This window comes from Humibacillus xanthopallidus (assembly GCF_006716675.1).
GTDB lineage: Bacteria > Actinomycetota > Actinomycetes > Actinomycetales > Dermatophilaceae > Humibacillus > Humibacillus xanthopallidus_B.
In genome coordinates this window covers 31,738-53,286 of sequence record NZ_VFPM01000001.1, presented here as the reverse complement: position 1 = coordinate 53,286, position 21,549 = coordinate 31,738, and the positions used below count along the sequence as shown (strand labels likewise).

Genomic DNA, 21,549 nt, shown 5'->3' with positions numbered 1-21,549 from the left:
TCGTTACCGTTCCCTCACCGGAAGGACCGGTCGAGGAGGACCCCATGATCCGCACCAGACTGGCGACCGCGCTGGTGGCCGCTGCGCTCGCCCTGATCGCCGTCGCCGTGCCGGCGCACGCCACGCCAGCGCAGGGCACCGTCAGCTTCAGCGGCGATCCGGGCGACTACATCACCCAGGGCCAGAGCTACTCGTACACGGCGCCGAACGACCGCATCGATCTGCAAGGCAGTGCCTCGCACGTCAGGGTCGGCATCGAGGGCGCCAATGGTGACTGGTGGACGATCGAGCTCGACGCCCCGGATGGAGAGGCGCTTCTTGCCGGGCGGACGTACTCCGCGACTCGCTACCCCTTCAACGACGTGGGAGCCGGACTCGACCTCGGCGGCAACGGGCGGGGGTGCAACACCCTGATCGGCACTTTCACGATCGAGGAGCTGACGCTCACTGCTGACGGGCTGCCTTCGACGGTCCGGGCCACCTTCGAGCAGCATTGCGACGAGACCACGGCCGCTGCGCGCGGCCAGATCGACGTCTCCCTCGCGCCGCCTGCGCCACCGCTGCAGCTGGCCGTCGTCAACACCTCCGCCGACCTGGACCCGTATGGCGGCCTCGTGCTTCGCGGCACCGTGACCTGCTCGTCCGACGCCATGGTCTATGTGACGACGGTGGCGAGCCAGACCATCAGGAAGACGACCGTGGAGGGCTCCTCCGGGGTCTACGTCGACTGCTGGTCGGGCCGGAGCTACTCGTGGGACCTCCCCGTGTACGCCGGCGGCCTCGACGTCTTCCGCGCGGGTGCGGTGTCCGTCAGCACCCGCGCGACTGCGAGGGACTCATGGACGCAGCAGGACGTGACCGCAGTCGATGCCGACTCCTTCAGGCTGAAGCGGGTGTGACGACAAGGGCCATCCGTGACCGTGCGCATTCGCGACTGGCAGAGTGGATGGATGCAGACGCTCCATGACGCAGCTGGTGGCTCCGAGGCCATGCTGAGGCTGGCCCACGCCTGGCACGAGCGGGTCCTTGCCGACGAGATCGTGAGCCACGCCTTCAGCCACGGGTTCCGTGACGACCACTCCGAGCGTCTCGCCGCCTACTGGGGTGAGGCGCTCGGTGGCCCCGACACCTACTCGCGCACGATGGGCGACGAGACCGAGGTCGTGCGGATGCACAGCGGCAACGGCCCCCACGAGGAGATGGACCGCAGGGCCATCGCCTGCTTCGACGAGGCCCTCGACGACGTCGGACTCACCGAGGAGCCCCTCCGCGGCGCCCTGCACGACTACTTCGCCTGGGCCACGACGACGACGATGAGCCGCTACCACCACTCACCGGACGACGTCCCCGACGCGTTGAGCATCCCGAAGTGGTCGTGGCACGGGCTCGTCGAACCGGTGGGCTGACGAGGAGGGCACCGGGGGCCAGACCGGACCCGGTCACGCCTCCAGGGGCACAGCGGGCCGAATCGTGCCCGTCACCTCACCGAGGCCGATCCTCGATCCTCCGGGGCCGGGCGCCCACGCCGTCATCGTCACGGTGTCGCCGTCCTCGAGGAAGCCGCGGCTGGAGCCGTCGGGCAGGGTCAGCGGTCGGGTGCCGTTCCACGTGAGCTCGAGCAGGCTGCCGCGGGAGCCCACGGTCGGTCCGCTGATGGTGCCGGAGCCGAAGAGGTCGCCGTCTCTCAGGGAGGCGCCGTTGACCGTGAGGTGGGCGAGCATCTGCGCCGGCGACCAGTACATCCCCGCGTGCTCCGGCCGCGACACGACGGCGCCGTTGAGGCTGACCTCGACGTGCACGTCGAGCCCGAACGCGTCACCCTGCAGATAGGGCAGCACCGGCGGATCCGCTTGCCCCGGAAGGGAGACGCGAGCTTCGCGGAGCGCGTCGAGAGGCGTGACCCACGCCGAGACGGAGGTCGCGAAGGACTTGCCGAGGAACGGCCCGAGAGGCACGTACTCCCAGGCCTGGATGTCGCGTGCACTCCAGTCGTTGAGGATGACCACGCCGAAGATGTGGTCGACAGCCTCGTCGACGGACACGCGCGAGCCGATCGCCGTCGCGCCGCCGACGACGTATCCGAGCTCTGCCTCGATGTCGAGCCGGATGCTCGGACCGAAGACAGGTGCGGGGTCCTGCGGTCCCTTGCGCTGGCCGCTCGGTCGCACGACGTCGGTGCCCGTGACGACGACCGTTCCCGCCCTGCCGTGGTAGCCGATCGGGAGGTGCTTCCAGTTCGGTGGCAGCGCGGCGTTGTCCGGTCGGAAGATCTGCCCGACGTTGCTCGCGTGGTGCTCGCTCGCGTAGAAGTCGACGTAGTCGGCCACGTCGATCGGCAGGTGCACGGTCACGCGGTCGAGCGGTATGAGGTGCGGCTCGACGCCTGCCCGGTGCACGTCGTCGGTGAGGATCTCGGTCAGCCACTCGCGCGCGATCGTCCACGCGGGGCGGCCGAGCGCCAGGAAGCTGTTGAGGCTCGGGGTCTCCCACACGGTCGCGAGGTCGGGACCGTCACCGACCATTCCGGCGTCTCGCCCGATCGCGGCGACGGCGCTCGCGTCGAGCACGTGGTCGCCGATGCGGACACCGACCCGACGCCGCTGCGGCGCATCGCGGGTGGAGAACACGCCGTAGGGGAGCGTGTCGATGCCGAAGGGGTGGTCGGCCGGGACGTCGAGCCACGTGGTCACGTGCGGTCTCCTCGGGGGATGCGTCGGGGGATGCGTCGGGGATGGGTCAGCGGTCGAGGTGCGGGTGCTCGGCGATGAGGCCCAGGGCGGCGAGCTCGACGAGCGGGTCGAGCACCCCGCAGCAGCCGTATGCCGTGAAGCTGGCTCGCACGCGCGCCGCGTCGACGGCCGTCAGGCGGGACACGCGCTCCGCGAGCAGCTCGGCGCTCGTCTGCGCCAGGATCTGGGCGAGCTCCGGCGCCTCCGCTCCGCCGAGTGCCTCGTGGGTGGCGACGATGACGTTGAGCAGCCCGTGCTGCTGCTCGGAGCCGTAGCGTCCGCGCACGGCATGGTGCAGGCCGCCGGTCAGCTTGAACGAGAGCCCGTGCAGGACCACGGCGTCGATGAAGCCGCCGAGCGCGTGCTCGTCGGGCCAGGGCCACGACGGGGTGGCGCCGGTGCGGAACTTCGCGATGACGTCGTGGTCGTCGTCGACCGCGGCGGCGATGTCGTCGAGCCCGGCCACCTGGTCGGTGCCGCGGCCGACCTCGACGGCGACGGGCACGTCGAGGTCGAGTGCCGAACGCCAGCCGCTCGACCAGCCGAGCTCGACTCCGATGACGACGACTCGGGCCTCGTCGCGGAGCAGGTCCGTGGCCTCGACGAGCGGCTGGACGGGGGAGCCGGGGCGCACGACGAGCCCGACCTCGAGTGCACGTGCCACCGTCCGCTCGTCGCCGGCTGCGAGGCGCGCCAGCTCAGCGGCGGCGACGGCCGGCACGAGGAGCGTGCCGACGTGGCCGGCATACGGCTGGGTCCGCCGGTCGAGGTGCTCGCGCACGGCGACGTCGAGTGGTGCGAGCCCCGGCGGGAAGACGGCCGCGTCGTCGACGAGGCGGTCGAAGAGCGGCGTCCTTGACATGTGGGGGAGCGTACTCCACTGTGGCATTAGTGATACGCCAGCGTCCGATTATCGGACGCTTGTCAACGATGATCGAGGAGCCATGGCTCACTACCAAGCCGTCGGCAGCATCCCGCCGAAGCGTCACACGCAGCACCGTCGTCCCGGCCGGGGCCCCAAGGCAGGCGAGCTCTACTACGAGGAGCTCATGGGGGAGGAGGGGTTCAGCTCAGACAGCTCGCTGCTCTACCACCGCAACATCCCGTCGACGATCGTCGACTCGCGCGTGTGGGAGCTGCCCGACCAGTCGACGACGCCCAACCACCCGCTCACGCCGCGGCACCTCAAGCTGCACGACCTCTTCGACGCCAAGGCCGCCCGCGCCGCCGATGTCGTCACGGGCCGCCGGCTCGTCCTCGGCAACGGTGACGTGCGCATCTCCTACGTCGTCGCGGCGTCGCCGAGCCCGTGGTACCGCAACGGCATCGGCGACGAGTGTGTCTACGTGGAGCGCGGGAAGGCCCGTGTCGAGACCGTTTTCGGCTCCTTCGACGTCGCCGAGGGCGACTACGTCATCATCCCTCGGGCGACGACGCACCGGTGGATCCCGAAGAAGTCGACGAAGGACCCGCTGCGGGCCTACTGCATCGAGGCCAACAGCCACATCGCGCCGCCGAAGCGCTACCTCAGCAAGTACGGCCAGCTCCTCGAGCACGCCCCCTACTGCGAGCGCGACCTGCGGCAGCCGGCCGGTCCCCTCCTCGCCGAGGACGTCGGTGCCGACCCCGACGAGCAGACCGACGTTTACATCAAGCACCGCGGGAACGGCCCGGGAGGCGTCGTCGGCACCGTGCACACGCTGCCCTTCCACCCGCTCGACGTCGTCGGGTGGGACGGCTGCCTCTATCCCTACGTCTTCAACGTCCGCGACTTCGAGCCGATCACGGGCCGCATCCACCAGCCGCCGCCCGTCCACCAGGTCTTCGAGGGGTGGAACTTCGTCATCTGCAACTTCGTGCCGCGCAAGGTCGACTACCATCCGCTCGCCATCCCGGTGCCCTACTACCACTCGAACGTCGACAGCGACGAGATCATGTTCTACGTCGACGGCGACTACGAGGCGCGGAAGGGCTCGGGCATCGGCAAGGGATCGATCTCGGTGCACCCCGGCGGGCACCCGCACGGACCTCAGCCCGGGGCGACCGAGGGGTCGATCGGCGTCGAGCGCTTCGACGAGCTCGCCGTCATGGTCGACACCTTCCGTCCGCTGGAGCTCGGCGAGGGTGGCCTGGCCGTCGATGACGGCCTCTACGCGATGTCGTGGTCGCAGGGCCTCGGCCGGCCGCGGCCGGGTGCCGTCGGCGGCGTGCACTCCGAGGGCTGAGCGGGTGACGTCCGAGGCTTCAGCGCCGCGGTCGGAGGCGTCGCAGACCCTCGACCGCGGCATACGGATTCTCGAATCGCTCGCTGCACGAGGCGATTCCGCTGGACTGACCGTGACCGAGCTCGCGACGGCCCTCGGAGTGGGACGACCCGTGGTCTACCGGCTGGTGACCACGCTCGAGGCCCACCACCTCGTTGCCCGCGCCGACGACGGGAGGGTGCGCCTCGCCCTCGGCATCAGCCGTCTCGCGTCCGCGGTCACGCCGATCGTGCGGGCCGAGGCGCGGCCCGTGCTGCGAGAGCTCGCCGACGCGGTTGGCGCGACGGCCCACCTGACCATCGCCGAGGGCGACGAGGCGCTCGCCCTCGTCGTCGTCGAGCCGTCGTGGACCGACGTCCACGTCGCCTACCGCTCCGGCGCGCGGCACCGCCTCGAGCAGGGGGCGGCCGGCCGGGCCATCCTTGCCGGGCGGGCCGGCGAGACCGGCCCCGTCGCGTCCGACGGTGAGCTGCAGGCCGGGGCCCACGGGCTCGCCGTCCCCATCGTGCGGATGTCCACCTCGCCCATCGCAGCCGGAGGGGTCGCCCTCGTCGGCGGGGTCGACGCGGTCGGCCGGCCCACGGTGGAGGCCTCCGTCGGAGTGGTGTCGCTCCGTGCGCTGGACGCCGCCCTCATCGGGCCTCGGCTCGAACGCGCGGCTCAGGCGCTCGCGGCCATCCTGCGCTGACGCCCGCGCCCGGGCTGACTGGTTGATCTCCTCCCAGCGGCGGGCATCCGCATCTGACCGACTCGCCCCAAAGGTAAAGACTCTTCCCGTCTTCGCGGATTCCGACAACGGCCAGTGGCGCCGAAACGTCATGGTGGGTAGGCGCCCAACGACGAGCGCCGACAGGGATCAAGGGGATCAGCATGAAGACTCGCAGGTTCATCATCGCCGCGGTCGCGGCGCTGCTTCTCGCACCGATGGGGGCCTCGACCGCCCTCGCGGCTCCACCCGGCAACGACATCCCCTCAGGGGCGGTCGCGGTCAGCGTGCCCTCCACGGTGGTGCAGGACACCAGCGATGCGACCACGGACGCACTCGACGCCGCGCTCAACACCCGGTGCGGTGCCCCGGTGACGAACGGCTCGGTCTGGTTCACCTACACCGACACCACCGGTGACGGCCTGCTGGTCGACGTGTCCGGTTCGGACTTCACGGCCGGGGTCATCATCGTCGCCGGCGAGCCGACCACGGACAGCAGCGTCGTGGCGTGCGGGCCGGGCAGCGCCGCCGTCCGGGGCGAGGCAGGCACGACGTACTACGTCATGGCCTTCTCCGACACCGCCGGGGTCATCGGCGGCAACCTCGTGGCCGGATTCTCCGCGCTCCCGCCTGCACCCGTGGCCACGCTGACGGTCGAACCGAAGGCGACGGCATACCGGGACGGCAGCCTCCTGCTGCGCGGGACGTACTCCTGCGCCAACGCGGACGGCTACTCGAGCGACGTCGAGGGCACTGTGACCCAGACCGTCGGCCGCATGAAGATCGAGGGCTTCTTCTTCGTCTACCCGCTCGAGTGCGACGGCGCCGTGCACTCGTGGGAGGCGATCGTCACGAGCAGCAACGGGCTGTTCGCCGGCGGCAAGGCCACGTCCGTCTCGCTCGTCTTTGCGTGCGGCGTCTTCGACTGCACGGTCGTCGAAGTGAACCAGAAGCTCCAGGTGACACGCGCCGGCCGCTGAGCGCAGGCTCCATCGGTGGTGGATGACGACCACCGACCACGGAGGGCGGCGGGCGGGGCGACCAGCCACGCTCGCCGTTCTCGGCGTCACCCGACGGAGGTCGTCATCCGGAAAGGGTGGCTGTGGCTCACGACACTGTCGGGGCGCCGAGGAGGCGTATGCCGGCCTCCTCCATCTCGCGCAACGCCGCGTCCGTCGTGGGCCGAGCCACTCCCGCGGTCAGGTCGAGCAGCACCGTCGTGTCGAAGCCCTCGCGCTGGGCGTCGAGGGCCGTGGCCCGCACGCAGTGGTCGGTCGCGATGCCGACGACCTCGACCTGACCGACCTGGTGGTCGCGCAGCCAGGCGGCGAGCGACGAGCCCTCGCCGTCGTCGCTGTGACCCTCGAACCCGCTGTAGGCGGCGGCGTGCTCGCCCTTGCGGAAGACCGCCTCGACGTGGTGCAGCGCAGTCGTGAGGTGCGGATAGAAGTCGGCGCCCTCGGAGTCGGCGACGCAGTGCACCGGCCACGAGTCGATGTAGTCGGGGGTGTCGGAGAAGTGCGGCCCGGGGTCGATGTGCCAGTCGGCGGTCGCGACGACGTGGTCGTAGTCGGCAGCGTGCCGCACGACGTGCTCCGACACGTGCTGTGCGACCTCGGCCCCGCCGGTCACGGCGAGCGAGCCGCCCTCGCAGAAGTCGTTCTGCACGTCGACGATGATCAGCGCACGTCCCTCGGATTCGGCCATGGCTCAGTCCTCCTCGTAGATGGTGGGAATGACGGGCTCCCCCCGTGAGAGCTGGCGGGCAGCACGCGGCAGCTCAGCGCGCGACGCCTCGTGCCGCGCCCGCGCCTCGTGGATGTCCTGGTGGTCGACCACCTCGCCGTCCCTGACGAGCTCGACCATGAGGGCACGGTCGTCGCCGTCGTCGCGCGGCTGCTCGCCGACGCCGATGATCTCGGCCTGCGCGACACCGCGCTCGTTGCGTCGGCGCAGCGCCCACTTGCGGCCCCCGACCGACGCCTTGTCCTTGCTCTTCTTGGCGACGCCCTGCATGACGCCCGCGGCGTCCTCACGCTGCACGAGCTTGTAGACCATCGACGCCGTCGGGGCGCCCGACCCCGTGACGAGGGCGGTGCCGACGCCATAGCCGCTGACCGGGCCCGCAGCCAGCGCGGCGATGGCGAACTCGTCGAGGTCGGAGGTGACGATGATGCGGGTGTCGTGGTTGCCGGCGGCGTCGAGCTGGGCCCGCACCTCGGTCGCCTGGATGAGCAGGTCGCCGGAGTCGAGGCGCACGGCGCCCAGCTCGGGCCCGGCGATCTCGATGGCGAGGTCGACCGCGTGGCGCACGTCGTAGGTGTCGACGAGCAGCGTCGTGCCCTTGCCCAGCGACTCGACCTGCGCGGTGAAGGCCTCGCGCTCGGAGTCGTAGAGCAGGGTGAAGGCGTGTGCGGCCGTGCCCGTCGTGGGAACGCCGTAGCGCCGCCCCGCCTCGAGGTTGCTCGTCGCGTCGAAGCCGCTGATGTAGGCCGCCCGCGCCGCCGCGACGGCCGACTCCTCCTGCGTGCGACGCGAACCCATCTCGATGCACGGCCGGCCCCCGGCGGCGCTCGTCATGCGCGAGGCAGCCGACGCGATCGCGGTGTCGTGGTTGAGGATCGACAGCACCAAGGTCTCGAGCAGGACGCCCTCGGCGAAGGACGACTCGACGACGAGCACCGGCGAGCCGGGGAAGTAGCACTCGCCCTCCGCATAGCCGCTGACATCACCGGTGAAGCGGTAGGAGGCCAGCCAGTCGAGCGTCGCCCGGTCGACGACCTCGGCGTCGGTGAGGAAGCGCAGCTCGTCGTCGCCGAAGCGGAAGTCCTCGAGCGCTTCGAGGATGCGGCCGGTCCCGCCGACGACGCCGTAGCGCCGCCCGTCGGGAAGCCGCCTCGCGAAGGCCTCGAAGACGCAGCGCCGGTGCGCCTCGCCGGAGGCGAGCGCGGCCTGGAGCATCGTCAGCTCGTAGTGGTCGGTCAGCAGGGCGGTGCTGGCGGCGGTGGTCGCACGGGTGCTCACCCCGCCACCCTACGGGCGGAGGCCACCCGGCATACCGCTGACGTCGAGGGCCCTAGTGTGGGCGTGTGCCAACCGCCAGCCTGTCGCTCGCGCCCGTCGAGGAGGAGGTCACCTCGCTCGACGAGGTCGTCGCGCCCGACGTCCCGTGGGTCACCATCGTGTGGAACGACCCGGTCAACCTCATGACCTACGTGACATGGGTCTTCGAGACCTACTTCGCCTATCCGAGGAGCAAGGCGGAGAAGCTCATGATGGACGTCCACGTCAGGGGTCGCGCCGTCGTCTCCCACGGCCCGCGCGAGTCGATGGAGCGCGACGCCGAGGCCCTCCAGGGCTACGGACTCTGGGCGACGTTCGAGAAGGACGAGTGATGGCGCGCGCCTTCCTCCGTGAGCCCGACGGCTTCGTCGCCCTCCTCGACGACGGTGAGCGCCTCATCCTCTCCGGGCTCATGCAGCAGACCCGCGTGCTGCTCTCGCCCGAGATCGAGGCCACGGGCGACGCCTTCGACGACCTCGTCGCGTCGATGGGGGTGTCGCTCGACCTCGCCGACCAGGGCACGGGCAGCGCCGACAGCACCGGCAGCAGCGGTGACGACGAGCCCGCCGACACCGGCCACCGCGACCCCGCGCTCGACCGGCTCCTGCCGACCGCGCACCGGGGTGACGACGAGGTGGCCGCGGAGTTCCGGCGCCTCACCGAGGAGGGACTGCGCCAGCGCAAGAGCTCCAACCTCGACCTCGCGATCGGTCGCATCGAGGCAGCCGACGAGGACCGCGTCGTCCTCGACGCGGCGCAGGCGCCGGCGTTCCTCATCGCCCTCACCGACGTGCGGCTGCTGCTCGGCGAGCGGATGGGCATGCGCACCGAGGAGGACGCCGAGGCCCTGCACGCGGCGATGGAGACCATCGACGACGACGACCCGCTCGGCTACGCGATGGCGTGGTACGACTTCCTCACCTGGCTGCAGGAGACCCTCGCGCACGCCCTCATGGACGAACGCGACGGCGACGGCGAGGGCACCGACGAGGACGTGTGACGCAGCCGACGCCGCGCGTCCCAGCGAGCGTCGGTGACCCCACCTAGGCTCGACTTCGTGGACGTCACGATCATCGGGTGCTCGGGCTCGTTCGCCGGGCCGGACTCACCCGCGTCCTGCTACCTCGTGCAGGCCGAGCAGGAGGGCCGCACGTGGAGCATCGTGCTCGACCTCGGTAACGGCGCCCTCGGCTCGCTGCAGCGCCACATCAGGCCGTATGCCGTCGACGCCGTCCTGCTCAGCCACCTCCACGTCGACCACTGCATCGACATGTGCGGCCTCTACGTGATGATGAAGTACGTCCCCGGCGGCCCCGGTCGCGGCCCCGTGAGGACGTGGGGGCCGTCGGGCACCGGTGCGCACCTCGCTCGGGCCTACGGCGACGTCGACTCCGAGGACCTGCTCGGGGTCTTCGCCTTCTCCGACCTGCGACACCGCGACTCCTTCCGGGTGGGACCCTTCGAGGTCACCCCCTACCGGGTGCGCCACCCCGTCGAGGCCTACGCCTTCCGGGTCGAGGCTCGCGGTCGGGTGCTCGCCTACACCGGCGACACCGACGAGTGCGACGCCCTCGGCGACCTGATGGCCGGCGCCGACCTCGTGCTCGCCGACTCCGCGTTCGTCGACGGGCGCGACACGGTGACCGGCATCCACCTCTCGGGATCGCGGGCGGCCGCCGCTGCCGTGCGAGCCGGGGGAGTGGAGCGCCTCATGCTCACCCACATGCCGGCGTGGAACGACCCGGAGGTGTGCCGCGCCCAGGCGGCCGCCGTCTGGCCCGGAGAGGTGGAGATCGCCAAGCCCGGAGCGACCTACTCCGTCTGACGAGGGGCGGGCCGGGGTGACGGGTATGGACCACGAGGTCCGGGAGCACCCGCACCCGGACGGCACGTACTCAGGAGGCACTGTGCAGCAGCGAACCATCGGGACGAGGCAGGTCAGCGCGATCGGACTCGGCGGCATGCCGATGTCGATCGAGGGCCGGCCCGACGAGGACCGCTCGATCCGCACCATCCACGCGGCGCTCGACGCCGGCGTGACGCTCATCGACACGGCCGACGCCTACCACCGCGACGCCGACGAGGTCGGCCACAACGAGTCGCTCATCGCCCGGGCGCTCGATGCGTGGTCGGGCGATCGGAGCAGCGTCCTCGTCGCGACGAAGGGCGGCCACCTGCGGCCGGGCGACGGCTCGTGGACCCTCGACGGTCGGCCGGAGCACCTCAAGGAGGCCGCCAAGGCCTCGCTCCAGCGGCTCGGTGGCGAGGCGATCGGCCTCTACCAGTTCCACCGGCCCGACCCGTCGGTGCCGTACGCCGAGTCGGTCGGCGCCCTTGCCGACCTGCTCGACGCGGGCGTCATCGAGATGGCCGGCGTCTCCAACGCGAACCCCGACCAGATCCGCCAGGCCCAGCAGGTGCTCGGCGGGCGGCTGGTCTCGGTGCAGAACCAGTTCTCACCGGCGTTCCGCAGCAGCGAGCCGGAGCTCGAGCTCTGCGCCGAGCTGGGCCTCGCCTTCCTGCCGTGGAGCCCCCTCGGAGGCATCGCCAAGGCGGCCGAGCTCGGCAGCGCCCACGACGTGTTCGCCGAGGTCGGGCGCGACCACGGGGTGAGCCCCCAGCAGGTGGCACTCGCGTGGGAGCTGGCGCTCGCACCCGTCGTCATCCCGATCCCCGGCGCCTCGCGCCCCGAGAGCATCGAGGACTCGGTCAAGGCCGCCGACCTCACGCTGTCCGGCGACGAGATCGCCCGTCTCTCCGCTGCGCGCACCGACTGAGCCAGGCGGCATACGGAGGCACACGGGCGCTCCTTACGGTCTGCGGACGGTGCAGGAGCGCCCGTCGCCACGGCGACGATTCCGGCTTAGCGTTGAGGCATGGCTAGCCTCAGGGGCATGACGCAACGACATGACGGCCGTGCCCCCGACGAGACCCGCGAGGTGCGGATCACCCGCAACTGGCTCGACCACGCCGAGGGCAGCGTGCTCGTGGAGTTCGGTCGCACGCGCGTCCTCTGTGCGGCCTCGTTCACCGAGGGCGTGCCACGCTGGCTCAAGGGTAAGGGCGCCGGCTGGGTGACGGCGGAGTACGCGATGCTCCCGCGCGCGACGAACACCCGCTCCGACCGCGAGAGCGTCAAGGGCCGCATCGGCGGGCGCACCCACGAGATCAGCCGCCTCATCGGGCGCAGCCTGCGTGCCGTCATCGACACCAAGGCGCTCGGCGAGAACACCATCGTGCTCGACTGCGACGTGCTGCAGGCCGACGGCGGCACCCGCACGGCTGCCATCACGGGCGCGTACGTCGCCCTCGTCGACGCCATCGAGGACGCGCGCTCGCGCGGGCTCATCGGCAGGAACGCCAAGCCCCTCACCGGGTCGGTGGCCGCCGTGTCCGTCGGTGTCGTCGGCGGGCAGCCGGTGCTCGACCTCGACTACCCGGAGGACTCCACGGCCGAGACGGACATGAACGTCGTCATGACCGGCGACGGGCGGTTCGTCGAGGTGCAGGGCACCGCCGAGAGCGAGCCCTTCGACCGGACGCTGCTCGACGCCCTGCTCGACCTCGCCACCCGCGGCTGCGCCGACCTCACGACGATGCAGCAGGCCGCGCTCGCCGACGAGGTCGTCGCATGAGCCGGGTCGTGCTCGCGACCCGCAACGCCCACAAGGTCGAGGAGCTGCGCGAGATCCTCGCCGACGTCTGCGAGTGTCTCGATCTCGAGATCGTGGGGCTCGACGACGTCGCCGACGCGCCCGAGGTCGTCGAGGACGGCGTGACCTTCGAGCAGAACGCCATCCTCAAGGCCGCCTCCGCCGCGCAGGTCACCGGACTGCCGGCGCTCGCCGACGACTCCGGGCTCGCGGTCGACGTGCTCGGCGGCGCCCCCGGCATCTTCAGCGCCCGCTGGTCGGGCGGCAAGGGCGACCGGGCCAACCTCGAGCTGCTCCTCGCCCAGCTGGGCGACGTGCGCGACGAGCACCGCGCAGCAGCCTTCGTGTGTGCCGCGGCCCTCGTGCTGCCTGACGGCCGCTCGGCGGCCGAGCTCGGCCACTTCCCCGGCAGCGTGGCCCACGAGGCGCGCGGAGAGGGCGGCTTCGGCTACGACCCGATCTTCGTGCCATCCGGGCAGCCCGTCGGCAACGAACGCACCCTGGCGGAGTATGCCGCCGGGGAGAAGAACGCCGTGTCGCACCGGGCGCTTGCCTTCCGTGCACTCGTGCCACACCTGAAGGAGCACCTGAGGCCATGACCACGACGAGCCCGCCCACCACTCCCCAGACGCCGGCTGCCCCCGAGGCGCGCGGTGTGCCCGGCTGGGTCGGTGCGGTGGACGGGCTCGTGGCCGGTCTGCTCACGGTCGGTCTCGGCACCCTGCTCGCCGCGCTGCTGACGGCCGTCGGGGCGGCGGGCGGCCAGCCCGCGCCGGTGGCCGCCGTGAGCGGCGCCTTCATCGACCGCACGCCGGCGTGGCTCAAGGACTTCGCGATCTCGACGTTCGGCACCAACGACAAGCGAGCACTGCTCGTCGGCACCATCGTCGTCCTCGCGCTCGTCTGTGCGGCGATCGGTGTCCTCGCCCGTCGTCGTCTCACCCTCGCGCTCGTGCTCTTCGCCCTGGTCGGGGCCGTCGGCGCCGCAGCCGTGCTCTCCCGTCCCGGCGCCGCACCCGCCGACGTCGTTCCCACCCTGCTGGGTGTCGCTGCGGGGCTCTGGTTCCTCAGCCACGCCCACACGGCGAACTCTGTCGGCACGCCGTCGAACCCGTCCCGACGCTGGGTGGTCGGCGGGCTCGTGGGCGGCGCGGCGGCATACGTCGGCACTCTCGTCGGCGGAGGCTCCACGGCGGCAACGGCCTCACGGGAGGCGCTCAAGGCGCAGACGCTCAAGGGGACGAAGCTGACCATCCCAGCCGGGGCGGACCTCGGCATCGAGGGCCTGACCCCCTACATCGTGCCGAACGGCGAGTTCTACCGCATCGACACGGCCATCGTCGTGCCGCGCCTCGATGCCAGCGAGTGGAAGCTCAAGGTCACCGGCATGGTCGACCGTGAGGTCGAGATCGACTGGAGGACCTTGCAGTCCAAGCAGCTGACAGAAGCGCTCGTCACGCTCATGTGCGTCTCCAACGAGGTGGGCGGCGACCTCACGGGCAACGCCGTGTGGACGGGGTGGCCGGTGCGCGAGCTGCTCGCGATGGCCGGCCCCAGGGCCGGCGCCGACATGGTGCTGCAGACGAGCGTCGACGGCTGGACGTGCGGTACACCGCTCGCCGCCCTCACCGACGACCGCAACGCCCTGCTCGCGATCCGGATGAACGGCGAGCCGCTGCCCTTCGAGCACGGCTTCCCGGTGCGCCTCGTCGTGCCCGGGCTCTACGGCTACGTGTCCGCGACGAAGTGGGTGACCGAGCTCAAGGTGACGACCTTCGCGCAGGACCAGGGCTACTGGACGCCGCGCGGGTGGTCGCCCCTCGGGCCGGTCAAGACGAGCTCACGGATCGACGTGCCGCGGGCGGGGGCCACGGTCAAGGCCGGCACGGTCGCCGTCGCGGGTGTCGCGTGGGCCCAGCACCGCGGCATCTCCAAGGTGGAGGTGCAGGTCGACCAGGGCCCGTGGACCCCGGCGCGGCTCGCGGTCGACGCGAGCATCGACACCTGGCGGCAGTGGGTCCTCGAGTGGGACGCGACGCCGGGCAGCCACGACATCCGCGTGCGCGCCTACGACGCGACCGGTGAGGTGCAGTCTCCCTACGAGGCGGCGCCGGCACCCGACGGGGCGACCGGCATCCACGTCGTCAACGTCAGGGTCGAGTGAGGTCGGGGTCAGGGGTGTCGCGAGGCGTGACGACCGCGTCGGCCTCGATCTCGACGAGCAGGTCGGGGGAGATGAGCGCGGCCACCTGCACCATGGTGGCGGCGGGGCGGATGTCGCCGAACACCTCGCCATGGGCGCGGCCGACCTCGGCCCAGTGGGCCATGTCGGTGACGTAGATGCGCGTGCGGACGACGTCCGACAGCGAGGCGCCGCACTCGGTGAGCGCGGCCGCGATGATCTCGAGCGCGACACGCGTCTGGCCGTAGGGATCGCCGGGGGCCTGGGCGACGCCGTCGCGCACTGCGGTCGTGCCCGCGACGTGCACGCCGTCACCGACCCGCACGGCTCGGGAGTAGCCCACCTCCGACTCCCACGGACTGCCTGACCCGACGTTCTGGCGCACGCGCCGAGGGTAACCCCGAGGCGCCCGCGGGGTGGCGCCAACTACAGTGGGGGCGCAGCTTCGCGGACGTGGTGGAACTGGTAGACACGCAGGATTTAGGTTCCTGTGCCCTAGGTGTGCGGGTTCGAGTCCCGCCGTCCGCACCATCCGAGCTCGCGCCACGCGCGAGCGCGGACCCGTCCCATCCGCATCACCGAAGGAGCGATCCATGACCTCTCGCCTCGAGCCCGGCGACCAGGCGCCTGCCTTCAGCCTGACCGACGACACCGGCCAGACGGTGAGCCTCTCGGACTACGCCGGCCGCAAGGTGATCGTCTACTTCTACCCGGCGGCGATGACCCCCGGCTGCACGAAGCAGGCGTGCGACTTCAGCGACTCGATCGAGACCCTCCGGCGCGACGGCTACGAGGTGCTCGGTATCAGCAAGGACGCTCCGGCGAAGCTCGCCACGTTCCGCGAGCGCGACCACCTGACGATCACGCTCCTGTCCGACACCGACCTCGCGGTGCACCGTGCCTACGGCGCCTTCGGCGAGAAGAAGCTCTACGGCAAGACCGTCGAGGGGGTGCTGCGCTCGACCTTCGTCGTCGCCGAGGACGGCACGATCAGCCACGCCTTCTACAACGTCAAGGCCACGGGGCACGTCGCCAAGCTGCGTCGCGACCTCGGCATCGCCGACTGAGACGCGACGGGGTATGAGCCCCCAGTAGAGTCGTCGCAGACCCTCGAAAGGACAAGCCACCATGAGTGACACCGCACGTCTCGAGCAGGACATCCAGGCCACGCGGGCCCGCCTCGAGGGCACCATCAACGAGCTCGCCTACCGCGCGCAGCCGCAGGTCATCGCCCAGCGTCAGGCGCAGGGCCTCCGGCTCAAGCTCGACGCTGCGACGCACACCCCTGACGGTGAGCTGCGCATCGAGCGCATCGCCGCCATGGTGGCCGCAGCCGTCGCCGTCGTCGTGGTCGTGGGGTTCCTCCGCCGCCGGCGGTGAGGTGACGGTCAGTCGGCCGTCCCGCCGAGCAGCCGGATGAGGCCGGGCCCGGGCCACGCCGGCTTGCTCGGCAGCGGCCACTTCTTCGGGTCCTTCTTGTTGAGCATCGCGTACTTGTCGTAGCAGACCTCCTGGCTGACCGGGCCGTAGAGGTCGGAGGCCTCGCTCTTCCACTCCTTCTCGTGGGCCGCGCGGTAGTCGGCCGGCATGGAGGACCAGAGGGCGGCGTTGAAGCGGCGGACGTGGTCGTTGCGCTTGCCCGGGCGGATCGCCTCGTCGTCGATGCGCCCCAGCTTGCCGACCACGCTCGGTGAGCCGATGCCGGGGATCGGCACGCCGGCCCAGTCGGTCGACCACCCGCGGTAGGTGATGCCCCAGGCCGCGGTGATCCGCGAGATCGTGACATCGCCGACCTTGCCCTTGACGGGCCAGTCGGTGGAGCGCACCGAACCGCCACCGACGGAGATCGCGATGTGTCCGTGCTTGCCCCCGGCCCAGTAGACGGGCGCCCCGGCGGGAGGGTTCTCGTCGCCGCGGCGGTTCTTCGAGCGCTGCCACGCGGCGTTGGCGTCGGCGAGGCCGAAGCTGCGGGGTGCCGCGATGCAGTTCCAGACGAACTGGCAGCACATGCCGGGTGGGTCATACCTCGTGTAGGCGCGCGCCTTGGGGACGCTCTGGCTCGGTCCGCGCACCGTGATGTCGCGGTCACCGGGCTTCCAGTCCCAGTCGTCGTCGAAGGGCAGGTCCGGCGTGACCACCTCCTCCGACTGGTCGCCCTTGTCGAGGTCCTTGTCGAAACCGGTCATGCCCGCCTCCTCGGGACTTGCCGACACGCCCCTGCGCGAGTCGTGAGTGTCTCCATGGTCCATCGGAGTGCCCATGCCGTCAGGCTGATACGACAAATCGCACGCCATAACCCGCCGCCGAGCCGGTATGCCGTCCCGCCGAGCCCGCCGGACGGCATACGTCAGCGGCCGGTGCGTCAGACGGTGACGACAACCTTGCCGCGGGTGTGGCCACCCTGGACGTCCGCGTGCGCCTCGGCGAGCCGCTCGAGCGGGTAGGTGGCCTGGACGCGAGGCGTGTACTGCCCCGCCGCGCCGAGCTCGGCGGCAGCGGCGAGGTTCGCGCTGGCATTGGCGGTGCCGGCGACCACCGCGACCCCGAGGGACGGCGCGCCGAAGTCCGCTGCGGAGGCGACCCTGGCGGGATCGCCGACGATGTCGACGAGATCGGCGAGCGACCCCGAGCCCGCGAGGTCGAGGGCCGCGTCGACCCCTCCCGGCGCGACCGCCGCGACCCGCTCGGCCAGGCCCTCACCATAGGTCAGCGGGGTGGCGCCGAGCGTCCGCAGGAACTCGTGGTTGCGCTCGCTCGCGGTCCCGATGACGGTGGCGCCGCGAGCCGTCGCGAGCTCGACCGCGGCGGAGCCCACTCCTCCTGCGGCACCCTCGATGAGGACGGTCCTGCCCGCGATGTCGCCGAGGGCGTCGAGCCCGGCCAAGGCCGTGGCGGCTGCCAGTCCTGCGGCCCCAGCCTGCTCGGTCGTCCAGCCCGAGGGCACGCGAGCCCATGCGGTGAGGACCGCGAGCTCTGCGGCGCCTCCCTGGGCCAGGCCGAAGACGGCATCGCCGATCTCGACGCCGGAGACGCCGTCGCCCACCTCGTCGACGATGCCCGTCGCGTCGCTGCCGGGGATGGCCGGGAAGCTCACCGGCATCATCTCGTGGAGGTAGCCGGCCCGGATCTTCCAGTCGACGGGGTTCACACTCGTCGCCTGGACCCGGATGCGGACCTGGCCCGGCCCGGCATGGGGCTCGGGAGCGTCCTCGAGGGTGAGGACCTGGGGGTCGCCGTACTGGTGGAATCGGATCGCACGCATGGGACGTCCTTCGGTGTCGAGTATCGCGCCGCGCCGGCGGCCCGACGCGTCCATCCCCTGCACGTGCAATTCTCGCGCCCGCGGACCCGCCCGTCAGCAACACCGTCGAACTCGCGCGCACCCGGTCACCCGGAGCGGCCCGCCGGGTGCGTGTCGGGGGCCAGGGCGCCGCGGGTCCCGCAGCACGCGAGAAAAAAAGTTGGAGCGGGGTGCATCCAAACTCCACGCCCACGCGGAAGAAGTGGCGATGGGTGAACAAGCACCCACCAAGAGAAGGGATGTCACATGAAGCGCATTCTCGCCACGGTGTCCATCGCCGCCCTCGGCATGCTCGGCTTCGCCGGCACCGCCAGTGCCGCGCCTGCGGACGCCGCTTGCTTCGGCCAGGTGCACAAGACCGTCAACAGTGGCGGCGTGGCAGGGTTCGACAACGTCGGTCAGCTCGTTCAGGCCCTCGGCGGGGGCCAGGCCAAGAACGAGACCGCCAAGTCCTTCTGCTGAAACCCACCTCCTCTCGGGGACACAGACGGCGGCTCGGACCTCAGGGTCCGAGCCGCCGTTGCATCTCGGCAGGTGGCGCCGCGAAAGGTCGGCGGTCAGACGAGGACGTCCCGGTAGGGCGTGATGGTCACGGGTCCGAGGAGCCCGTAGGCCTGTCGGCTGCTCGACCCGAACACCGTCGGGTTCACCGTGCGTAGCCGGTTGAAGAGCGTGGACGGGGCCTCCACCTCGACGAGGTTGTGGCCGGGGCGAAGCGCCGTACCGACGTCGACGCGCGTCGAGAGCACCGACCGGGTCGGCACGTCGCGGCCGTTGACGCGCACCCGGAAGGTGTCGAACACCGCGCCGAGGTCGAGGTAGGCGCCGACCCCGTCCCAGGAGTCGTCGAGCTCGACGGCAGCCGAGTAGTGGCCGACTCCCGACACGTCCTCGAGTCCGCTGACGTTCGTCCATGGCGTGAGCCCGTCCATCACCGTGGTGCGCGTCGCCACCGTGGTATCGGTGGCGGACGAACCCGGCTGCCAGTCCTCGAGGGAGAGGTCCCATCGCGTGAGCGCAAGGGGAGCGGGCACCGCGGGGACCGTGGTTCGCACCGCCCGGCCATCGGCCAGCACCGTCGTGCACGTGCCGCCGGTCGTGGCGCGGGCGACGAGCCTGCCGTCGACGTAGGAGATGCTCGCGGCGTCCGTTCCGACAGCCGGCGTCGCGAGCGTCGGCCCGCCGAGCAGCTTCGGCGGCGCGAGGGCGACGACCACGCCCTCGGCAGGGTTCAGCGCGACGCGGATCCGGATGTGGCGGCCGTCGACCTCGTACACCGCGATCGGGGTGACCTCACCGGTGAAGGTGTCGAGCCGGTAGGGGACCATGCCGGCGCTGGACGCGGTCAGCCAGACGTCCTGCTCGACACGGACGATCTTCCGGTTCTCGGCGTGCCGCGCGTTGGCGAGGTAGAAGACGTCGATGCCGTTGCGACGGCTCGGGCTCTGCGCCCCCGTGTCGGCGACGAACCGCTGGACGTGCATGAGGGTCGACGGGTCGTGCTCCACGGCGCGCTCGACCCCCAGCTCGGCGAGGGCCTTCGGGATGTCGTCCGCGACGGTCACCGTGCGCACCACCGGGAGGGAGCGCAGCTGCGCGACCAGGTCACGGATCTGCGCGTCCTCGTCGCCCTGGGGGAGCCCGGTCGCCAGGGCGGAGCTCCAGTCGCCGACGAAGACGATGGGCAGCCCCGCCCGGGCGAGGCGCAGGAGCTCGGTGGCACCCTCGAGCTGCAGCGAGCTGACGTTCCCGCGGAACCGGTCGCCCTCGATGATGATCGCCTTGTAGGCCGGTCCGTCCGGTGCCAGCCGTCCGTCACGGACCTGCGCCGTGTCCAGCCTGAGCAGGGGTGCGGTGATGAAGCCGTAGCTCCACCCGAGACCGATGGCGGCACTGGTTCCCCAACCGACGCCGATGCCGGTGGCGGTCCAGCCCTTCTGGCGGTACCACGCGAGGTCGGCGCGGTTCACCCCCGCGCGCAGGGCGAACTGCGTGCGACGCAGGTGGTCGGCGACGTCGGTGACGTGCCGCCACATCGGCTGGCGCGGACCCCACGCCTCGCCGTATCCGACGGCGTTGTTGTAGTAGGGGGAGAACGCCGCGAAGCCCGGCCATGCCGCTCCGGGGGCGTCGGCATACGAAAAGCCGTGCAGCACCGCCTGGTTGACGCCGCCCGCGTAGATGCTGCCCAACGTCTGGAGGGCCTTGTTCCACGTCGTGTTGTAGGCGCCGCCCGCGTAGGCAGCGGCCTCGCAGGACAGGATCGAGCGACCGCCCATGTCTCGACCGCCGCTCAGCGCGCGGTAGTCGTCGAGGTTCTTGAACCCGAGTGACTCGCTCTCCGGCTGGTCGAAGAGGGCTGCCTCGTAGATGGAGTCGGTCTCGAGGCCGTAGCCCTGCACGCGCAGCTCGAGACCCAGGTCGTGCGCCCAGGAGCGCAGCGGCAGCAGGTGGTGCTCGGCGTAGAGGTCACTGAGGCACTGGGCCACGTCGTCGCGGACCTTGTTCGTCGTGTCGCCCGCGAAGACGTAGAGGTACTTCTCCTTCTGCTCGATGATCACCGGCAGCCAGGGGTAGAGGTCGTAGCCCATGCGCGAGCGGAAGATGTCGAGGAACCCGGGGGTCCACAGGGTCGCGTCGGTCTCGATCTCGAGGGAGTCCTCGAAGAGGGTGTTGCCGGCCGACGCGAGGAGGCGGCGCAGCTCCGAGGTGAGGATCCGCTGCTCCCAGAAGTCCGTGACCGCCGCCGTGCCGGCCGCGCTGAAGTGGTCGACGACGTATGCCGTGGGCGTGGTGTGCGGGCCGGCCTCGGGCTCCTGCCCCGACCCTCTCTGCCAGTAGCTGAGGATCACCCAGGACCCGGTCGCCGGCGCGGTCCACGTGAGGCGCCCGTCGTGCACCGAGGCGGTGAGATCGACGACGGAGGCCTGGTCGAGCGTCGAGGGCTGCCCGGCGCGGGGCGGGGGAGCGATGACCTTCGCTGCGTGGACACCGATGAGCTGTGCGCGAGTGGCGCCGGGCTTGGCCGGCACGACGGGGGCAGGGACGACGCCGTCGTAGGTGGAACCCGCTGCGACAGGCACCAGTCCGTGGGCCAGCTCGCTCGACGCGGCGACGTCGTCGGGGGTGACGGTCGGCACGGCGGCGGGCCATGAGGGTCCGATGGTGAGGTCGATGGTGATGCCGCGGCGCTGCGCTTGTCGCAGAGCCGCGGTGACCGCTGTGACCCAGGGCGCGGTGCCCCAGCCGTGGGCCTGGGGGTCGAGCCGGCCCTTCGGGATGCTGTGGTGCACGTCGGCGATCTCGAGCCCCGCGAAGCCGGCGTCTGCGGCGGCGTCGACCTCCTTGGCGACCTCGTCGGGGTCGACGTTGCCGCACGGCCACCACCACCGGAAGCGGGCGCCGTACGACGTCGGCGGCTGACGGAAGCTGCGGGCGAATCCCGCCGCCTCGGCGGCATCGGGCGTCCCCGCGGCTGCGGCCGCCGGCGCCGGAGACCACGGCAGAGCGGCGCCGGCGGTGAGCACGGCCCCCATCGTGATGAACCTGCGGCGAGAGACGGACGAGCGCACGGGCGGGTCCTGCGGGGTGGGGCCGGTGACCATGGGGATCCTCCACGACGATGTGAATGAAACGATTCAGAATTCGTGC

At 71.4% G+C, this 21,549-nt stretch carries 23 protein-coding genes and 1 tRNA gene; 16 read left to right on the top strand and 8 right to left on the bottom strand.

The annotated features are described in order from the left end of the window. Positions 1-44 precede the first annotated feature (44 nt). Both FBY41_RS00280 and FBY41_RS00275 read left to right on the top strand, forming a co-directional pair. On the top strand, positions 45-899 hold the full coding sequence (locus tag FBY41_RS00280) for a hypothetical protein (RefSeq protein WP_141841449.1): 855 nt from the start codon (positions 45-47) through the stop codon (positions 897-899). 51 nt (positions 900-950) lie between these two features. Beyond that, positions 951-1,406 (top strand): group II truncated hemoglobin, encoded by a 456-nt coding sequence (locus FBY41_RS00275; RefSeq protein WP_141841448.1) that lies wholly within the window; start codon positions 951-953, stop codon positions 1,404-1,406. 33 nt (positions 1,407-1,439) lie between these two features. Here FBY41_RS00275 and fahA read toward each other — a convergent pair whose 3' ends face one another. Beyond that, positions 1,440-2,690 carry a fumarylacetoacetase gene (fahA, locus tag FBY41_RS00270; protein WP_141841447.1) on the bottom strand — a complete coding sequence of 417 codons (1,251 nt, stop codon included), beginning with the start codon at positions 2,688-2,690 and terminating at the stop codon, positions 1,440-1,442. A 46-nt stretch (positions 2,691-2,736) separates the two neighbouring features. Next, positions 2,737-3,591 (bottom strand): hypothetical protein, encoded by an 855-nt coding sequence (locus tag FBY41_RS00265; RefSeq protein WP_141841446.1) that lies wholly within the window; start codon positions 3,589-3,591, stop codon positions 2,737-2,739. A gap of 82 nt (positions 3,592-3,673) precedes the next feature. Between FBY41_RS00265 and FBY41_RS00260 the strand changes: the two genes are divergently transcribed. The 3 genes from FBY41_RS00260 to FBY41_RS00250 all read left to right on the top strand — a co-directional run bounded on the left by FBY41_RS00260 (position 3,674) and on the right by FBY41_RS00250 (position 6,679). After that, a complete protein-coding gene (locus FBY41_RS00260) occupies positions 3,674-4,954 on the top strand; it encodes a homogentisate 1,2-dioxygenase (RefSeq protein WP_141841445.1) in 1,281 nt (426 codons plus the stop codon). Next, entirely contained in the window at positions 4,923-5,681 is a 759-nt protein-coding gene (locus tag FBY41_RS00255) for an IclR family transcriptional regulator domain-containing protein (RefSeq protein ID WP_311769344.1), read from the top strand. Before FBY41_RS00260 ends, FBY41_RS00255 begins: the two co-directional genes overlap by 32 nt. 182 nt (positions 5,682-5,863) lie before the next feature. Continuing rightward, a complete protein-coding gene (locus FBY41_RS00250) occupies positions 5,864-6,679 on the top strand; it encodes a DUF6299 family protein (protein ID WP_141841443.1) in 816 nt (271 codons plus the stop codon). 127 nt (positions 6,680-6,806) lie between these two features. On the opposite strand, the gene FBY41_RS00245 is transcribed toward FBY41_RS00250, so the two are convergent. Together FBY41_RS00245 and FBY41_RS00240 are read right to left on the bottom strand one after the other, a co-directional pair. Beyond that, positions 6,807-7,406 carry an isochorismatase family protein gene (locus FBY41_RS00245; RefSeq protein WP_141841442.1) on the bottom strand — a complete coding sequence of 200 codons (600 nt, stop codon included), beginning with the start codon at positions 7,404-7,406 and terminating at the stop codon, positions 6,807-6,809. 3 nt (positions 7,407-7,409) lie between these two features. Next, a complete protein-coding gene (locus FBY41_RS00240; protein WP_375869858.1) occupies positions 7,410-8,660 on the bottom strand; it encodes a nicotinate phosphoribosyltransferase in 1,251 nt (416 codons plus the stop codon). 128 nt (positions 8,661-8,788) lie between these two features. Between FBY41_RS00240 and clpS the strand changes: the two genes are divergently transcribed. The 7 genes from clpS (at position 8,789) to FBY41_RS00205 (ending at position 14,579) form a co-directional block, all read left to right on the top strand. Further along, positions 8,789-9,094 carry an ATP-dependent Clp protease adapter ClpS gene (clpS, locus tag FBY41_RS00235; RefSeq protein ID WP_141841440.1) on the top strand — a complete coding sequence of 102 codons (306 nt, stop codon included), beginning with the start codon at positions 8,789-8,791 and terminating at the stop codon, positions 9,092-9,094. Further along, complete coding sequence (locus tag FBY41_RS00230; protein ID WP_141841439.1) at positions 9,094-9,762, top strand: DUF2017 domain-containing protein; 669 nt, start codon at positions 9,094-9,096, stop codon at positions 9,760-9,762. The genes clpS and FBY41_RS00230 overlap by 1 nt, the downstream gene beginning before the upstream one ends. 57 nt (positions 9,763-9,819) lie before the next feature. After that, positions 9,820-10,587, top strand: coding sequence for an MBL fold metallo-hydrolase (locus FBY41_RS00225; protein WP_141841438.1), 768 nt, complete (start codon positions 9,820-9,822; stop codon positions 10,585-10,587). 82 nt (positions 10,588-10,669) lie between these two features. Continuing rightward, positions 10,670-11,539 carry an aldo/keto reductase gene (locus FBY41_RS00220; RefSeq protein ID WP_185748815.1) on the top strand — a complete coding sequence of 290 codons (870 nt, stop codon included), beginning with the start codon at positions 10,670-10,672 and terminating at the stop codon, positions 11,537-11,539. A gap of 117 nt (positions 11,540-11,656) precedes the next feature. Beyond that, entirely contained in the window at positions 11,657-12,397 is a 741-nt protein-coding gene (gene rph, locus FBY41_RS00215; RefSeq protein WP_141841436.1) for a ribonuclease PH, read from the top strand. After that, entirely contained in the window at positions 12,394-13,014 is a 621-nt protein-coding gene (rdgB, locus tag FBY41_RS00210) for an RdgB/HAM1 family non-canonical purine NTP pyrophosphatase (protein ID WP_141841435.1), read from the top strand. The genes rph and rdgB overlap by 4 nt, the downstream gene beginning before the upstream one ends. Continuing rightward, complete coding sequence (locus FBY41_RS00205; protein WP_141841434.1) at positions 13,011-14,579, top strand: molybdopterin-dependent oxidoreductase; 1,569 nt, start codon at positions 13,011-13,013, stop codon at positions 14,577-14,579. Before rdgB ends, FBY41_RS00205 begins: the two co-directional genes overlap by 4 nt. On the opposite strand, the gene FBY41_RS00200 is transcribed toward FBY41_RS00205, so the two are convergent. After that, complete coding sequence (locus FBY41_RS00200; protein WP_141841433.1) at positions 14,566-14,982, bottom strand: RidA family protein; 417 nt, start codon at positions 14,980-14,982, stop codon at positions 14,566-14,568. The two genes, FBY41_RS00205 and FBY41_RS00200, sit on opposite strands and share 14 nt — an antisense overlap. Before the next feature lie 62 nt (positions 14,983-15,044). Between FBY41_RS00200 and FBY41_RS00195 the strand changes: the two genes are divergently transcribed. The 3 genes from FBY41_RS00195 (at position 15,045) to FBY41_RS00185 (ending at position 15,977) form a co-directional block, all read left to right on the top strand. Beyond that, positions 15,045-15,128, top strand: a tRNA-Leu gene (locus tag FBY41_RS00195). Positions 15,129-15,190: 62 nt separating this feature from the next. After that, positions 15,191-15,664 carry a thioredoxin-dependent thiol peroxidase gene (gene bcp / locus FBY41_RS00190; protein ID WP_141841432.1) on the top strand — a complete coding sequence of 158 codons (474 nt, stop codon included), beginning with the start codon at positions 15,191-15,193 and terminating at the stop codon, positions 15,662-15,664. Positions 15,665-15,725: 61 nt separating this feature from the next. After that, positions 15,726-15,977 carry a DUF3618 domain-containing protein gene (locus tag FBY41_RS00185; protein ID WP_141841431.1) on the top strand — a complete coding sequence of 84 codons (252 nt, stop codon included), beginning with the start codon at positions 15,726-15,728 and terminating at the stop codon, positions 15,975-15,977. Between the two features lie 8 nt (positions 15,978-15,985). On the opposite strand, the gene FBY41_RS00180 is transcribed toward FBY41_RS00185, so the two are convergent. Together FBY41_RS00180 and FBY41_RS00175 are read right to left on the bottom strand one after the other, a co-directional pair. Beyond that, complete coding sequence (locus tag FBY41_RS00180) at positions 15,986-16,783, bottom strand: CHAP domain-containing protein (protein WP_141841430.1); 798 nt, start codon at positions 16,781-16,783, stop codon at positions 15,986-15,988. 176 nt (positions 16,784-16,959) lie between these two features. Beyond that, entirely contained in the window at positions 16,960-17,859 is a 900-nt protein-coding gene (locus FBY41_RS00175) for an NADP-dependent oxidoreductase (RefSeq protein ID WP_141841429.1), read from the bottom strand. A gap of 285 nt (positions 17,860-18,144) precedes the next feature. Here FBY41_RS00175 and FBY41_RS00170 point away from each other — a divergent pair, with 285 nt between their 5' ends. Then, positions 18,145-18,360 (top strand): hypothetical protein, encoded by a 216-nt coding sequence (locus FBY41_RS00170; RefSeq protein ID WP_141841428.1) that lies wholly within the window; start codon positions 18,145-18,147, stop codon positions 18,358-18,360. Between the two features lie 95 nt (positions 18,361-18,455). On the opposite strand, the gene FBY41_RS00165 is transcribed toward FBY41_RS00170, so the two are convergent. After that, positions 18,456-21,503 carry a glycosyl hydrolase gene (locus tag FBY41_RS00165; RefSeq protein ID WP_221629178.1) on the bottom strand — a complete coding sequence of 1,016 codons (3,048 nt, stop codon included), beginning with the start codon at positions 21,501-21,503 and terminating at the stop codon, positions 18,456-18,458. Positions 21,504-21,549: the final 46 nt, after the last annotated feature.